Raw genomic sequence first — 15,634 nt, 5'->3', positions numbered from 1 at the left:
TACACAAGTAAACCGAAAAAGTGTGCGAACAACGCACGGTTTCTGTAGTGGTCAGTTGAACAGCTCCGACGCCAGACTGGCCGCCGACAGCTCATCGGCAAACTTCAACAACAGTGGCGCCAACTCATGCAATCGCGCCCCCGGCATCCGCGCACTCGGCCCGGCGATGCTCAGCACACCGATGACTCGACTATCACTCGGATGTCGCACCACCGCAGCAATCGCCGAGGTGCCCACCGCCGAACTCTCCTCAACCCAGGCATAACCCTGCTCCCGCGCCAGACGCAAGCGCTCCAGCAATTCGATGTTGGAGCGTGGTGCATTCGGCCCGAGGTCTTTCGGCCGCTCACCACCCTGCCGTTCGACCAGGGACAGCGCCTCGGCATCGCTCATACACGCCAGCCACGCATGCCCCGACGCGGTGTAAAACAAAGGCGCATCGCGGCCCATGTCCGGGTCGTAGCGCAGGCCGGAACGGGCGCCCTGGGATTTGGCGATCCAGATCTGCCGCTCACCTTCAATCACCCCAAGACGCACCAGCTCGCCGGTTTCCTCGGCGAGGCGATCAAGCACCGGCTGCACAATATCGGCGCCGCTGCCCGACAAATAACGGAAACCCATGGCCACCAGTTTGGTCGACAGGTGATACCGCAGGTTCTCCGGATTCTGCCGCACATAACCCAGCCGAATCAGCTCGGCGAGCAACCGGTGAGTCGCGCTTTTGGGAATATCCAATTGCTCCGCCAGCGTCTGCATCGGCAGGCCACGAGGGTCACTGGTGAGGCTTTCAAGCACGCTGAAAACACGTTCAATCTGACTGCCGGCCATGGGAGATACCACACAAAATTTGTCCGATTCTAGAAGACAACCGACCGAATGCGAAATCTGGAACCAACTGTCCGATAACGATGCAGGCGGTCGCCTGCTCGATAAAAACCCGTCGCCTGAAGGAATTAGATGGGTTGTCCGTGTTCAATACGAGTCTGGAAGACGCCCGGCCACCCACCACAGGTTGCCGGGACGGCTGCTGTGCGCAACAAAAGATGGACGACCGGACTGGCGCCGCTCCCGCTCAGCAGCAACACTCATCCCCACGGACAATCAGAGGATTCCCACATGCTATGGAAAAAAGGCCGACGCAGCGACAACGTGGTCGATGCCCGTGGAGATGATGTCGGCAGTGGCGGTGGCGGGATGCGTTTCGGTGGCGGCAAGGGCCTGAGCCTGACGGCGATTATCCTGATCGTCGGGATCGGCTGGATGACCGGCCAGGACCCGCTGCAAATCCTCGGGCAACTGACCGGGCAGATGAGCGAGCAATCTGCACCGGCACCGACTCAAACCCGCAAGGCACCGCCGGCCACTGATGAAGGAGCCGAGTTCGTGCGCTCGATCCTCGGCGATACCGAAGACACCTGGGGTCAGATTTTCCAGCAGGCCGGTCGTCAATATAAGGACCCGACCCTGGTGCTGTTCAGCGGCCGCGTCAACTCGGCCTGCGGTCTGGCCAGTTCGGCGACCGGTCCGTTCTATTGCCCGGCGGACCAGAAGGTCTACCTGGACATGAGTTTCTTCCAGGAAATGTCCCAACGCTTTTCCGCCGCTGGCGACTTCGCCCAGGCCTACGTGATCGCTCACGAAGTCGGACACCATGTGCAGACCTTGCTCGGTGTGTCGGCGAAAATTCAGACCGCCCGCCAACAGGGTCGGCAGATGGAAGGTGACGGCGGTTTGCTGGTACGCCAGGAACTGCAGGCCGATTGCCTGGCCGGAGTCTGGGCCAACAACGCGCAGAAACGGCTGAACTGGCTGGAACCCGGTGACATCGAAGAAGCCTTGAACGCCGCCAATGCCATCGGCGATGACCGCTTGCAACAGCAAGGTCAGGGTCGTGTGGTGCCGGACTCGTTTACTCATGGTACGTCGGCGCAAAGGGTGCGCTGGTTCAAAACCGGATTCGCACAAGGCCAGGTCGGCCAGTGCGATACCTTTGCAGCGAAAAACCTATAAATGAATAAGTGGCTGTTAGCTCTACTGATCACCTGCGCAAGCGCCCAGGCTGCCGAGCATGCGGTCAAAGAGGTCAGCTCCGGACGCCTGCTGCTGACTGCAGGTGAAATCGCGGTGGGCATCGGCACGGCGCCGACGAAAATCGAACGCGTGCTGATCATCATCCATGGTCGATTGCGCAATGCCGATACCTATCGCCAAAGCGCCGTGCACGCGGCCGAACAGGCCGGGCAAACCGCGAGCACCTTGGTGATCGCCCCGCAATTTCTCAATGAAACCGACGTCGCAGCCCATCCCGTGGCTGACAGCGTATTGCGCTGGCAGGGCAATGACTGGATGGCGGGCGGTGAATCCAGCGCTCCGTTTTCCATGAGTTCCTACGCGGCGCTCGACGAAATCATCGCCCGAATCGGCGATCGAAAACAGTTTCCGGACGTGAAGCAAATCGTCATCGCCGGTCACTCAGGCGGCGCTCAGGTGGTGCAGCGATACGCGTTACTGGGCCACGATCAGCCAGCTCTCAAGGCGGCCGACATTCAGGTGCGTTACGTCATTGCCAACCCGTCGTCTTATGCGTACTTCGATGAACGACGGCCGGTGGCGTTCAAACACGCCGGTTGCCCGAATTTCAATCACTGGAAATATGGACTGGTGGATTTACCCGCCTATGCCAAAGGGCAAACCGCCAAACAGCTGGAAGAAAACTACGTCAAGCGCGATGTCGTTTACCTGCTCGGGCAGCAGGACAACGACCCGAATCAGCCGGCGCTGGATAAAAGCTGTGAGGCCCAGGCTCAGGGCGCCAATCGATTGGCTCGCGGGCGTAATTATTTTGCTTATCTGAAGCGGCTGCATCCTCAAGGATTGAGTCAGCAACTGATTGAAGTGCCCGGGGTCGGGCATGACGGGGATGGGATGTTCAACTCGCCGCAGGGGCAGAAGGCGTTGTTTGGTCAGTGAGTTTTTGTGGTGGCTGAGCTGACGCCATCGCGAGCAGGCTCGCTCCCACAGGGGATCTCCAGTGTTCACAAAACCAATGTGGGAGCGAGCCTGCTCGCGATGAGGCCCTCAAGCCGAAAGCATTTCCCGCAACGCCACGCAATCCGCGGCATGCCAATCCGTCAACTCAGGCCAGGGATTCTCCGGCAGGTTCACCAACACCGTCCGCGCCCCTGCCGCCCGACCGCAATCCAGATCAAAACGGTAATCGCCGACCATCACCATCTCACTGGCCGGGACATTCCAGGCCTGGGCCAACTTCAGCAAACCACCGGGATGCGGTTTTGGCGGCGCTTCATCACGGCCCAGTACATCCTCCACCGCGAAGCAGTCGGCCAGGCCGATCGCCTCCAACGTGACATGCGCCAGTTCGCGCGCATTGCGCGTGAGAATGCCCAGGCGATAACCGCGCCCGGCCAGCTCGCGCACCAGTTCTACCGCACCCGGTGCCGCTTTCGAACCGAGCGCCAGGTCCCGTTCGTGTTCCAGCAACCACGCATGTTTGGCGGCGGCTTCATCGGCCGGCAGCGCGGCGAGGTGGGTCAGGATGTCGTGTTCGGCAGGAATCGCCAACGCCACGCGGATCGCCGCGAAGTCATGCACGGCCACCGTCAGGGTGCCGTCCATGTCGAACACCCAGTGCCGCACCTCGGCCAGGCTCATGCCCAATCCTTGCGGTGGCGAATCAGGCCTTCTTGCGTGACCGACGCCACCAGTTGCCCGGCACGATTGAACACGCTGCCACGGCAGAAACCGCGCGAGTTGCCCGCCCAAGGACTGTCCATCGCATACAGCAACCAATCATCGGCGCGCAGATCCTGATGGAACCACAGCGCGTGATCGAGGCTGGCGACCTGCATGTCTTTCTGCCAGACCGATTTGCCATGGGGCTGCATCGCGGTGGTCAGCAGACCGAAATCCGAAGCGTAGGCCAGCAAGTATTTATGCAGCGCCGGAGAATCGGCCAAGGCACCGTCAGCGCGAAACCAGACGTATTTGATTGGATCGGACGGCTGCGGGTTGTAGGGATCTTTCTCGGTGATCGGGCGGAACTCGATCGGTTTCGGGCACAGCAGTTTTTCACGCATGTGCTCGGGAATCAGGTGCGCACGTTGCTGAGCAAGCTCCAGCTCTGATGGCAGGTTCTCCGGGCCGACCACAACCGGCATCTCGGCCTGGTGCTGGAAGCCTTCTTCGTCGTACTGGAACGACGCACTGCAGGTGAAGATCGGGTTGCCCTTCTGGATCGCCGTCACCCGGCGCGTGCTGAAACTGCCACCGTCGCGCACCCGATCAACCTGATAAACCACAGGCAACGCGGAATCGCCGGGACGCAGGAAATAACCGTGCATCGAATGCACATGGCGCGCTTCTTCGACCGTCTGACTGGCCGCCGACAGGGACTGACCGATCACCTGACCACCGAACAGCTGACGAAAACCCAGGTCCTGGCTGCGGCCACGGAACAGGTTTTCTTCGATCGGTTCCAGGGTCAGCAGGTCAACCAGATCATCCAACACTTGGCTCATTCAGACTCTCCTCACACAACGCATGCCGCGCAGTCATGGCTGCGACGGTCGATTCAATTTCTGGCCAGGGCCCATGGGAGCCATTGTAAACGTCCGTGCCGGCTTATCCATGCAAGGTTTGCAGCCATTGTTCACGGGTGATGCGGTACAGCGCATGGTGACGCAGGGGATGATCGACCGCGAGCATCGGGTGGTCGAAATCATCGGCTGAATCATGGTGCATGCCGATGGCCTGCATGACTTTCTGCGACGGCGTGTTGGTTTCGGTGGTGAAGGACACCACTTCTTTCAGCGCCAACCGGTCAAACCCGCAGCGCAGAGCGGTCCACGCCGCTTCACTGGCGTAGCCAAGGCCCCAGTGCTCGCGGGCCAGGCGCCAGCCGATTTCGGTGGCCGGGGTAAAGCGTGCGTCGAAGCCGACCTCTGCGAGCCCGGTAAAACCGATAAATGCCCCGGTGTCCTTACGCTCCAGCGCCCAGAGACCGAAACCATGTTCGGCAAAATGACCACGAATCCGTCCGATCAGCGAGGCACTTTCCAGACGACTCAAAGGCGCCGGAAAATATCGCATCACCTGTGGATCGGCGCACATCGCCGCAAACTCCGGCAAATCTTCATCGCTCCACTGCCGTAACAGCAGTCGCGCGCTCTCGAGTTCCAGTATCGGTTCCATCATCTCCCCCTTTCCATGCCGCAAGTCTACAACGCTGGTAGGATCCGTCCTTCATTCCTACGTTAATTCGTCATGCCCCTGCCCCTGATCTATCACGAAGACTACAGTCCCGAGTTCCCGGCGGATCACCGCTTCCCCATGGACAAGTTTCGCCTGCTGCGCGATCACCTGGTGGACAGCGGACTGACTCGCGACGCCGACCTGCTGCGCCCCGACCTTTGCCCGCCAGAGATTCTCGCGCTCGCACATGACCCTGCGTATATCGAACGCTACATGGGCGGCGAGTTGTCCCGCGAAGACCAACGGCGCCTCGGCCTGCCCTGGAGCGAAGCCTTGGCCCGGCGCACGGTGCGGGCGGTTGGCGGCTCGCTGCTGGCGGCCGAGCAGGCGCTGGAACATGGTTTGGCCTGTCACTTGGCCGGCGGCACCCATCACGCGCATTACGACCATCCTGCCGGGTTCTGCATCTTCAATGACCTGGCCGTGATCAGCCATTTCCTGCTGGAAAGCGGTCGGGTGAATCGGGTGCTGATCTTCGACTGCGATGTACATCAGGGCGACGGGACTGCACGGATCCTGCACAACACCCCGGAAGCGGTGACCGTTTCCCTGCACTGCGAGAAGAACTTTCCTGCACGCAAAGCCGAAAGTGACTGGGACATTCCACTGCCCATGGGCATGGGCGATGCCGATTACCTGAAGGTGGTGGACGATGCGCTCAATTATTTGCTGCCGCTCTACCAACCTGACCTGGTGTTGTACGACGCCGGCGTCGATGTGCATAAAGATGACGCGCTCGGCTACCTGAAGCTGACAGACGAAGGCGTCGCCGCTCGCGATGAAAGCGTGATGCGCCATTGCCTGGGCCGGGATATCCCGGTGGTCGGGGTTATCGGCGGCGGCTACAGCAAGGACCGCAAGGCATTGGCGCGCCGTCATGGAATCCTGCATCACAGTGCACAACGGGTCTGGCAGTCATCAGGTTGTCATTGAGCTGTGGGTCTTTACCCACAATGCCTGTGGAACTGCCTGTGGATAACCTGAGTGAAAGGTCCTACAGGCTATGTGCTGTGTAGCCTACAGAGCGCAGGTTGTTTTTTGATCACTTTCTTATAAACACAACAGAGCCCATGTAGGAGCGAGCCTGCTCGCGATAGCGGAGGCACATCCAGCAATTGAAGTGACTGTCAGACCGCTATCGCGAGCAGGCTCGCTCCCACTGGGAATGGTGCTGGTAGAATGCGCGGCTTATTCCGCCAAGCCGCAGCTCTCGCCATGACCCAATCCGCCGCCCTCCCCCCTCACGTCGCCATCATCGGCGGCGGTCCCGCCGGCTTGATGGCGGCCGAAGTGCTGAGCCAGGCAGGGATCAAGGTCGACCTGTACGACGGCATGCCTTCAGTAGGGCGAAAATTCCTCCTGGCAGGCGTCGGCGGCATGAACATCACCCATTCCGAAGCCTACCCGGCATTTCTCTCACGCTACGCCGAACGCGCGCCGCAGATTGCGCCCCTGCTGCGTGGCTTCGGTGCCGATGCGCTGTGCCAATGGATTCATGACCTGGGCATCGAAACCTTTGTCGGCAGCTCCGGCCGAGTCTTTCCTACAGACATGAAAGCCGCCCCCCTGTTGCGTGTATGGCTCAAACGCCTGCGAGACAGCGGCGTCGTTATCCACACCCGTCACCGCTGGCTCGGCTGGGATGACAGCGGTGGATTACGCATCAACAGCCCCGAAGGCGAAAAAACCGTCAAAGCTGACGCCACCTTGCTGGCCCTCGGCGGCGGCAGCTGGTCGCGGCTCGGCTCGGACGGCGCCTGGATGCTGCCACTGGAACAACACGGCGTAGGACTCGCACCGCTGCAACCGAGTAATTGCGGCTTCGAGGTGCAGGCCTGGAGCGAGTTGATGGTCAGCAAATTCGCCGGCGCCCCGCTGAAAAACATCGCCATTGGCCTCAATGACGACATGCCGCGGCTCGGGGAATGTGTGATTACGGCAACCGGGATTGAAGGCAGCTTGATCTACGCCTTGTCCGCGCCGATCCGTGAAGCCATCAATCAGCACGGCTCGGCAACCATTCACCTCGACCTGCTGCCGGGCAAGCCTGTGGATAAAGTGCAGGCTGCGCTGAGCAAACCGCGTGGTTCACGCTCAATGTCGAAACACCTGCACAGTCAGCTCGGCATTGATGGCGTGAAAGCGGCTCTGCTGCGCGAACTGACGCCGGCCGAATACTTCGCCGATCCGGCGCTGCTGGCCAAAGCGATCAAGGCGCTTCCACTGACACTGGTGAAAACCCGCCCACTGGACGAGGCCATCAGCAGTGCGGGTGGCGTGATGTTCGAAGCGATGGATGAGCGTTTGATGCTCAAGCAATTGCCCGGCGTGTTCTGCGCGGGGGAAATGCTGGATTGGGAAGCGCCGACGGGCGGCTATCTGCTGACCGCGTGTTTCGCCAGTGGGCGAGCGGCGGGGTTGGGGATGGTGGAGTGGTTGAAGCACAAGGCTTGAAACCGAGTTGACCCCTTCGCGCTCCCACAGGGGATTTGTAGACGACACAGATCCAGTGTGGGAGCGGGCTTGCTCGCGAAGGCGGCCTAACAGACGCCGCGTGTATTCAAGGCTTCTTCTTGCGCGGCCCAGTGTTGAACACCGGCACCTTGCGCACAGGCTTGATCGAAGGCTCCGGCGCCGATGCATCACCGCTCTCGACCCACTTACCCAGATTGCGTTTACCGCCACCGGAGGTCTTCGGCTTCTTCGGTTTTTTCGGCTTCTTGACGACCTGACCGCTGGCATCGGTATCCGGCACCCGGTGCTCAGGCTCGAAGTCATGCTCCATCTGGCGAGGCAATGTCTGACGGGTCAACGTCTCGATGGCCGACAGCAGATTCACTTCATCAGCGCAGACCAGCGAAATCGCCTGCCCGGTTGCACCCGCGCGACCGGTACGACCGATCCGGTGGATGTAGTCCTCCGCCACGATCGGCAGGTCAAAGTTGACCACCAATGGCAAATCTTCGATATCCAGACCACGGGCCGCGACGTCGGTGGCCACCAGAATCTGCACTTCACTGGCCTTGAAGCGGTCTAGCGCACGCTGACGGGTTGCCTGCGGTTTGTCGCCGTGGATGCCGTCGGCATTGACGCCCAGTCCCTGGAGTTTTTCCACCAGCGCGTCCACGCCGTTGCGGGTCTTGGCGAACACCAGCACCTGCTTCCACTTGCCCTTGCGCAACAAGTGGATGAACAGCTCCGGCTTGCGCTTCTTGTCCACCGTCACCACCCATTGCTTGACGGTGTTGGCAGCCACGTTGCGCGGGCTGACTTCGATGCTCAACGGATCGTTGAGCATTTGTCCGGCCAGCAAACGGATCGCGTCGGAGAACGTCGCGGAGAACAGCAGCGTCTGACGTTGCTTGGGCAGCACGCGGTAGATATTCCCCAGTTCCTCGGAGAAACCCAGATCAAGCATGCGATCGGCTTCGTCCAGGATCAGGGTTTGCAGCTGATTGAACTTGAGGGCCTTCTGGCGATACAGGTCGAGCAAACGGCCCGGCGTCGCCACCAGCACGTCAACACCCTTGCGCAGCTTCATCATTTGCGGGTTGATGCTGACGCCGCCGTACACCGCGTAAGTGCTCAACGGCAGATTCTCGGCGTACTGACGCACGGCTTCGTGAACCTGTTCGGCCAATTCGCGGGTCGGCACCAGGATCAGGGCGCGCACCGAGTTGGACGCCACTTTCGGCCCTTCCATGGCCAGCAATTGCAAGAGCGGCAGCGCGAAGCCGGCGGTCTTGCCTGTCCCGGTCTGGGCGGCGGCCATCAGGTCGCGACCGGCCAGCACCGCCGGAATGGCTTGCGCCTGAACCGGCGTCGGGGTCTGGTAGCCGAGCGTCTCGAGAGAGCGCAGCAAGGGTTCGATCAGGCCAAGGGAGGCGAAAGTCATGGGATTACCGTAGGAAAATTCAGCGCGGGTTTTTCAAAACAAGTGTGCAAAACAAGATGCAATGGCGCGCAGTTTACCCTAATTCACGCTCGATTCTGTCTGCACCACGGCAGCGGGTCGTTCCGGCATCCGGCGCCACTGCGGCAAACCGATCAACACCACGGCGCTGATGATCACCAGCATGGCCAGCGCTTCTTCGATCCCGATGGTCTCGCCGACAAACACGATCCCCAACAACACCGCCACCGCCGGGTTGACGTAGGCATAACTGGTGGCCGCAGCTGGCCGCACGTTTTTCAACAGATACATATAAGCGTTGAAAGCGATGATCGAACCGAAGAAGGTCAGGTAGGCCAGGGCCGCCCAGCCTTCGATCGGCGGCATGGCGTCCAGATGCTCACCACTCAGCGCACTGCCAATCAGCAGCGCTACACCGCCGACCAACATTTCCACGGCACTGGCCATCGAGCCTTGGGGCAGCGGCAAGTGTTTGCTCCACACCGAACCGAAGGCCCAGGACGCTGCCGCAAATATCAGCAAGGCGGCGCCCAGCGGGCTCGATTGCAAGTTGGAGCCGAGATTGAGCATGGCAATGCCGATCAGCCCGAGCACAATCCCGGCCCATTCGAGACGGGTATTACGCGCGCCCCAGAAATATCCGCAGAGCAAGGTAAACAGCGGCACCGTCGCCACCGCCAACGCAGCCACACCCGAGGCGACGCCCATGTGTTCGGCCACGCTCACCCCGCCGTTACCGCACGCCAGCAGCAAAATCCCGATGATCCCGGCGGCTTTCCACTGCGCCCAGGTCGGTGCTGGCGCCCCGCGCCAACGCAGGAACGCGTACATCAACGTCCCGGCGATCACGAAGCGGATACCGGCGAGCAGCAACGGCGGCCAGTACGCCACGCCGATGCGAATCACCAGGTAAGTCGAGCCCCAAATCACGTACAACGCGAAAAAGGCAGCGATCAACGGTAAGGGAAAACGACGTAAGCCAGGCATGGGGCAGCTCGTAGGCAAGACAAGTGAGCAGCTATTCTAGAAAGGCCAGCGGCGTAAAATAAGTTACAAAACCTGTTTATAGCGCCGGTACACTTTTTAAAACACGGAGATCATCGCTATAAACCGTGTTTTCGAAAGTCAGTCATTTTTCAGGAGTCCGACCATGGACAAATACGACCGCATGCTCCTCAGCGCCCTGCTGGAAAACGGTCGTGCGTCCTACGCCGACCTGGCGCGCAAAGTGAACCTGTCCGCTCCGGCCGTGGCCGAGCGCGTGGCCAAACTGGAAGCCTGCGGGGTGATCACCGGTTACCAGGCGAAGGTCGACATGTCGAAAATCGGTCTGCCGATCCAGTGCGTCATCGAACTGCGCCTGAACCAGCATGGCAACCAAAAGGCCTACGACGACCTGATCAAAATCCCGCAACTGACCGAATGCCATCGGGTGACGGGTGATCCGTGCGTGATCATGCAAGCAGCGGTGGGTTCGATGCCGGAGCTGGAAGAGTTGATCAACCGGATCGCCAAATTCGGGTTCAGCAAGACCTCGATTGTGCTATCGAGCGCCATCGAGAAGCGCGTGCCGTTGGGGCAGTTGGAAGGCAATGGCAGAATCTGAAACGGCGCAATCCCTGTGGGAGCGAGCCTGCTCGCGATAGCGGCGTATCAATCAACAGCAATGTTGAATGATAAATCGCAATCGCGAGCAGGCTCACTCCCACAGGGGATTTGCGGTGTGATCAGACTCCGCGAACGCCGCTATATCCGGCGCCTTGAGGGGCAAGACGGACAATCCCTAAAGTTCGGTAGGAGCGATCGTCGAATGTGAGGCGTGGTTAAACACAATAAACAAGATCGGACACCGACCCTGTGGGAGCGAGCCTGCTCGCGATGGCGGAGTGTCAGTCAACATCACGGTTGAAGATGAACCGCTATCGCGAGCAGGCTCGCTCCCACAGGGGAATGGCGTTGCTGCTAGAACCCGCGATGGCGCTTCAGGTGCTCATTGATCTTCGCCGCCGGCACTTTTTGCAAGCTCACCAGCAGATCATGTGACAGCTCGCGCAACCCGTGCTTCTGCCGCAACTCCTGGGCCAAATGCGCCGTCAGGTTAGCGGCCATCTCGGCATCGGCCATGGCCCGGTGAGCTTTACCTGTATTGGGCAGGCTGGCGAACGTGGTGAGGGTGCCGAGTTTGTGGTTCGGCGCGGCGGGCATCAAACGGCGGGCGAGGAGCAGCGAGCAGGCAAAGTTCTGCAAGCGTGTGCGTTTGATACGCCCCAGCTCAAAGTCCCAGAACTTCTGGTCGAACGCGGCGTTGTGCGCCAGCAGCGGTGTGATGCCGACGAATTCGTTGACTTCGTTCATCACCTGCTCGGCCGATGGCGCGGTGCGCAGCATGGCGTTGCTGATGCCGGTGAGTTGTTCGATGAAGGCCGGGACGCGCACGCCGGCATTCATCAGGCTTTGGTAACGCTCGACGATGCGCCCCTGTTCAAGGATCACCACGGCAATTTCCGTGGCCCGGCAGCTGCTGCTCGGGGAGATCCCGGTGGTTTCAAAGTCGATGACTGCTATGCGTTCCAAACCTGTTTCAACTCCGTAAAAATCAATTCTTGAGCAACAACGTGCCTTCGATCGGCACGTAGCGGCTGGCGGCGCGGATCAGCGAGTTGGCCGTCAGGCCCGGCACGCCGTAGGCCACGGCTTGCACCCCGTGCTTGGTGATGATGCGCTCCAGCAGCATGTCGAAATCACCATCACCGGAGGCCAGCACCACTTCGTCGACATGATCGGCGGCGTCCATGATGTCGAGGGTGATGCCCACGTCCCAGTCGCCTTTGGCCGAGCCATCGCTGCGCTGGATGTAGGGCTTGAGCTTCACGACGAAGCCGAGGTTGCGCAGGATCTGCTGGAATTGCTGTTGTTTGCTGTCGCCACGATCGATGGCGTAGGCATAAGCCTCGACGATCTCGCCCTGTTTGCTGATATCAGCCCACAGCGCGGCATAGTTGAAATGGCAACCATAGGCCTGACGCACGGTGTAATAGAGGTTCTGGACATCGGCGAACACTGCGATTTTTTTCACCGGTCATCCTCGTTGGCGCGCCGCAGCGCAGGCAGGATCAGGCACCAGGCCCGAAAAGTTGCCCAGTATGCCAGCCTGAAGGATTGTTCCGCGAATAATCGGCCGTGTGGCGAGGGGATTTATCGAAACGTCGCACCGCCCCGTTCGGCTGCGCAGCAGTCGTAAATTTGGCGCACCCGGTTTGCCTGATTCACCGCGAGCACTGATTTTACGACTGCTGCGCAGCCGAACGGGGATAAATCCCCTCGCCACAGATGTATCAGACGAAGGAATCGTCGTCGCCGCCGAAGAACGATGAGCTGTCATCGCTGTAGTCGGCGTCGGTAAAGCCACCCTGATCACTGGAGTTGTCAGCCACACGCTGATCATCTCTCCAGCCGTTATCGCCGCTCTGATCATTGACCTGAGCCGGTTCTTCCTTGATGACTTCAACCACTTCCGGCTGCTGATTGTGATGGAACAGGCTGCTGATGCCTTGCGCCAGCATCACACCACCGGCCACACCGGCGGCGGTTTTCAGCGCACCACCGAGGAAACCACTGCCGGCAGGCTGTTGCGGGGCGTAATTCTGCTGAGGCGGCGCTGCACCGAAGTTCTGTTGTGGCGGCTGCGAGTTGAACGACGGCCGCGTCGGTTCACGCCAGCCGCCACCACCCGATGCGGGTGGACTTTGGGTGGGCGCTGGCTGCGGATCACGGGAACCGCCACCAAAAATGCTCGACAAAAAGCCACCGCTGCTCGGTGCTGCAGCCGCCGGCTGCGCCTTGGCCGATTGCAGTTCGGCCTGCAATTGCTGGACTTGCTGGGCGAGTTGTTTGTTCTGTTCGTCGAGGCTCTTGATGGCAGCCTCTTGAACCAGAATCGCCTGGGTCATGAAATAGCCTGCCGCGGGTTGGCGAGTCAGGTGTTCCTTGATCCGCGCCTCGGCCTGGGCATCGCGCGGGGCTGAGTCCGTTTCGGCCTGTTGCAGCCGGGAAAACAGTCCATCGATCAGGGTTTGTTCTTCGCTGTTCATGGCGACCTCGTAGATTGCCGGGAATATCGTTGCCCTTATCCACTGTGGACAAGGTGCTTATCCGTAATGGAGGCTGATACGGGATGTTTCAATGGTCTTTACCGAACGTTTACGTTTGCGCCCCAAAGCGCTTCATCGGTTAAAGTGGGCCACTGCTTCCAACCTGCGATACCGACTGATGAATTCGTTCGATGTACTGCGTGACTCACTGTATTTCTTCAAGCGCAATCTGGGCCAGATCGTGCGGCTGTGCCTGCCGCTGGTGATTCTGGAGGCGCTTTTGCAACAAGTGGTCGACCATTCCACGGAACCCGACAGTTTTCCCGGCATCAGCGTGATGGTCGGCTTGTTGATTTACCCGCTGTACACCGCCGCACTGATCCTGTTTCTCGATGCCCGCAGTCGTGGCGAATCGCCGCGTAACCGTGACCTGCTGTCGAGGTCCGCCTACCTATGGCCGCGTTTTGCCGTGCTGACGGCGCTCAATACGCTGCTGATCCTGATCGGCCTGTCGCTGTATTTCCTGCCGGGCATCTGGCTAATGGTGACCCTCGCGTTTGGCGAGTATTTGCTGGTGCTGCGCGGCATGGCACCGCTGGCGGCAATGAAAGAAAGCCTGCGCCTGACCCGCGGCCACTTCCTGCGCATTCTGGTGTGCATTCTCTGTGTAATGGGCCCGTTGTGGGTGCTCAAGGGCGCGACCCTGGCGGTCTATCCCGAACCACAGAACCCGGTGATTTCCCTGCTGATCGACAGCGCTCACAGCTTCCTGCAACTGTTCGTCAGCGTGGTGCTGTTCCGCTTGTTCATGCTGATCGACAAGGTGCCGGAAAAGATTGATCGACCTCTTTAAAGAACAACGCGCCCCTTGTAGCACTGCCTGTTTGCACCGGGGACATGGAGGACTGTGGCGAGGGGATTTATCCCCGTTCGGCTGCGTAGCAGTCGTAAAATCAGTGCTCGCGGTGAACCAGGCAAATCGCATGCGCCGAATTTACGACTGCTGCGCAGCCGAACGGGGATAAATCCCCTCACCACAAGGCCGCGGCTACAAAAGGTGTGTGTTTTGGCTAATTGCTGGGCAGGCTGTTTCGCCCTTGGGATTAAACCCGACGCTCGGTTATGCTCGGGGTCAACTTTTGTAACGCTATAAGCCGAGCCATGACCCGTCTACTGCGCTACACCCTGCTGGGCCTGTTGACCGTGACCGGCCTGATTGCCTTGCTGATCTACAACCTGACCTGGCGCCCCGAAGCCAAGGAAGCCTTACCGGTCAGTTGCAACGCCCAGGCACCGACGCTGGTGCCCGGTCAGGCGCTGAAGGTGATGACCTGGAACGTCCAGTACCTGGCGGGAAAACGCTACGTGTTCTGGAATGACCTGGCCGCTGGCAATGACGAAAAACCCACGCCCGAAGACATGGCTTTCAGCCTCGATGAAGTGGCGCGGGTGATCCGCGACGAGCAACCGGACGTCGTGCTGTTGCAGGAGCTCGATGACGACGCCAAGGCCAGCGATTACCAAAACCAGTTCAAGCTGCTTCAGGAGCGAGTCGCGGACCTGTATCCGTGCAGCACCCACGCCTTCGACTGGAAAGCCGACTTCGTGCCTGAACCGCACATCTTTGGCAGCGTCGGCCGGCAGTTGGCCACCCTCAGCCGCTACCAGATCGAACACGCCGAACGCCTGCAATTACCGGTCGCACCGGCCAATTTCATCACCCGCCAGTTCAAACCGAAAAATGCCTTATTGGTCACGTATCTGCCGTTGAGCGACGGCAGCCAGATAGCGGTGCTCAACACCCATCTGGACCGCCTCATCCAGCCCGACGAAACGCTGCAATCCCAGGTGACGGCCATGGTCAAAGTCCTCGACAAGTTCGAAAGCCGCGGCACGCCGTGGTTGATCGGCGGGGACTTCAACCTGTTGCCGCTGGGGCAATATCGACGTCTGCCCGACGAGCAACGCACGCCCTACTCCGCCGACAGTGCGCTGCATGTGCTGTGGGACAAATACCCGATGATCCCGACCAACAACGAAGCCAGCGGCATCGACCGGGCGCAGTGGTTGACCCATTACCCGAATGATCCGGGCTTGAACGGCCCGGACCGGACTGTCGACTACCTGTTCTACAGTCCGCGGATCAAACGGGTCGAGGCGATGGTGAGACAGGACGATACCTTGCGGATCTCCGATCACTTGCCGGTGATTGCGCGGTTCCTCCTGCCGGCAGCGCCCTAACCTCCGCTTAATGCAAAACCTGTGGGAGCGAGCCTGCTCGCGATGGCGTAGTGTCAGTCGACATCATTGTTGAATGATCAATCGCAATCGCGAGCAGGCCCGCTCCCACAGGGGATTT

The 15,634-nt window shown here is 60.1% G+C and carries 16 protein-coding genes; 7 read left to right on the top strand and 9 right to left on the bottom strand.

Annotated features, from left to right (window positions below; all coding sequences use genetic code 11):
- Positions 1–51: 51 nt before the first annotated feature.
- A complete protein-coding gene (locus tag IB252_RS26990) occupies positions 52–828 on the bottom strand; it encodes an IclR family transcriptional regulator (RefSeq protein ID WP_192410839.1) in 777 nt (258 codons plus the stop codon).
- Between the two features lie 288 nt (positions 829–1,116).
- Between IB252_RS26990 and IB252_RS26985 the strand changes: the two genes are divergently transcribed.
- Together IB252_RS26985 and IB252_RS26980 are read left to right on the top strand one after the other, a co-directional pair.
- Positions 1,117–2,010, top strand: a complete 894-nt coding sequence (locus tag IB252_RS26985; protein WP_111451134.1) for a neutral zinc metallopeptidase — start codon at positions 1,117–1,119, stop codon at positions 2,008–2,010.
- Entirely contained in the window at positions 2,011–2,970 is a 960-nt protein-coding gene (locus IB252_RS26980) for an alpha/beta hydrolase (RefSeq protein ID WP_111451135.1), read from the top strand.
- A gap of 108 nt (positions 2,971–3,078) precedes the next feature.
- On the opposite strand, the gene IB252_RS26975 is transcribed toward IB252_RS26980, so the two are convergent.
- The 3 genes from IB252_RS26975 to IB252_RS26965 form a co-directional block, all read right to left on the bottom strand.
- Positions 3,079–3,672, bottom strand: coding sequence for an HAD family hydrolase (locus IB252_RS26975; RefSeq protein ID WP_192410838.1), 594 nt, complete (start codon positions 3,670–3,672; stop codon positions 3,079–3,081).
- Positions 3,669–4,538, bottom strand: a complete 870-nt coding sequence (tesB, locus tag IB252_RS26970) for an acyl-CoA thioesterase II (RefSeq protein WP_192410837.1) — start codon at positions 4,536–4,538, stop codon at positions 3,669–3,671. Before tesB ends, IB252_RS26975 begins: the two co-directional genes overlap by 4 nt.
- Before the next feature lie 103 nt (positions 4,539–4,641).
- Entirely contained in the window at positions 4,642–5,211 is a 570-nt protein-coding gene (locus IB252_RS26965; RefSeq protein WP_111451237.1) for a GNAT family N-acetyltransferase, read from the bottom strand.
- Positions 5,212–5,283: 72 nt separating this feature from the next.
- Between IB252_RS26965 and IB252_RS26960 the strand changes: the two genes are divergently transcribed.
- Both IB252_RS26960 and IB252_RS26955 read left to right on the top strand, forming a co-directional pair.
- Positions 5,284–6,204, top strand: coding sequence for a histone deacetylase (locus IB252_RS26960; RefSeq protein ID WP_008149211.1), 921 nt, complete (start codon positions 5,284–5,286; stop codon positions 6,202–6,204).
- Between the two features lie 282 nt (positions 6,205–6,486).
- Positions 6,487–7,725, top strand: a complete 1,239-nt coding sequence (locus IB252_RS26955; protein ID WP_192410908.1) for a TIGR03862 family flavoprotein — start codon at positions 6,487–6,489, stop codon at positions 7,723–7,725.
- A 106-nt stretch (positions 7,726–7,831) separates the two neighbouring features.
- Here the strand turns inward: IB252_RS26955 and IB252_RS26950 are convergent, their stop codons facing one another.
- Together IB252_RS26950 and yedA are read right to left on the bottom strand one after the other, a co-directional pair.
- Positions 7,832–9,166, bottom strand: a complete 1,335-nt coding sequence (locus IB252_RS26950) for a DEAD/DEAH box helicase (protein ID WP_074871125.1) — start codon at positions 9,164–9,166, stop codon at positions 7,832–7,834.
- 78 nt (positions 9,167–9,244) lie between these two features.
- Complete coding sequence (gene yedA, locus IB252_RS26945) at positions 9,245–10,171, bottom strand: drug/metabolite exporter YedA (protein ID WP_192410836.1); 927 nt, start codon at positions 10,169–10,171, stop codon at positions 9,245–9,247.
- Positions 10,172–10,334: 163 nt separating this feature from the next.
- On the opposite strand from yedA, the gene IB252_RS26940 reads away from it, so the two are divergent.
- The gene (locus IB252_RS26940; RefSeq protein ID WP_192410835.1) at positions 10,335–10,790 is read left to right on the top strand and encodes an Lrp/AsnC family transcriptional regulator; all 456 of its coding nucleotides are present in this window, start codon (positions 10,335–10,337) and stop codon (positions 10,788–10,790) included.
- Positions 10,791–11,146: 356 nt separating this feature from the next.
- Here IB252_RS26940 and IB252_RS26935 read toward each other — a convergent pair whose 3' ends face one another.
- The 3 genes from IB252_RS26935 to IB252_RS26925 form a co-directional block, all read right to left on the bottom strand.
- The gene (locus IB252_RS26935) at positions 11,147–11,758 is read right to left on the bottom strand and encodes a PolC-type DNA polymerase III (protein WP_017340916.1); all 612 of its coding nucleotides are present in this window, start codon (positions 11,756–11,758) and stop codon (positions 11,147–11,149) included.
- Positions 11,759–11,780: 22 nt separating this feature from the next.
- Positions 11,781–12,260, bottom strand: a complete 480-nt coding sequence (locus IB252_RS26930; RefSeq protein WP_192410834.1) for an NYN domain-containing protein — start codon at positions 12,258–12,260, stop codon at positions 11,781–11,783.
- 259 nt (positions 12,261–12,519) lie between these two features.
- Positions 12,520–13,275: a DUF2076 domain-containing protein gene (locus tag IB252_RS26925; protein WP_192410833.1), complete on the bottom strand. Its 756-nt coding sequence runs from the start codon at positions 13,273–13,275 to the stop codon at positions 12,520–12,522.
- 178 nt (positions 13,276–13,453) lie between these two features.
- On the opposite strand from IB252_RS26925, the gene IB252_RS26920 reads away from it, so the two are divergent.
- Together IB252_RS26920 and IB252_RS26915 are read left to right on the top strand one after the other, a co-directional pair.
- Positions 13,454–14,128: a YciC family protein gene (locus IB252_RS26920; RefSeq protein WP_192410832.1), complete on the top strand. Its 675-nt coding sequence runs from the start codon at positions 13,454–13,456 to the stop codon at positions 14,126–14,128.
- 308 nt (positions 14,129–14,436) lie between these two features.
- Positions 14,437–15,516, top strand: coding sequence for an endonuclease/exonuclease/phosphatase family protein (locus IB252_RS26915; RefSeq protein ID WP_192410831.1), 1,080 nt, complete (start codon positions 14,437–14,439; stop codon positions 15,514–15,516).
- Positions 15,517–15,634: the final 118 nt, after the last annotated feature.

The sequence above is a fragment of the Pseudomonas sp. PDM10 genome (assembly GCF_014852295.1).
Lineage (GTDB): Bacteria > Pseudomonadota > Gammaproteobacteria > Pseudomonadales > Pseudomonadaceae > Aquipseudomonas.
This window is presented reverse-complemented; position numbering and strand designations above follow the sequence as displayed.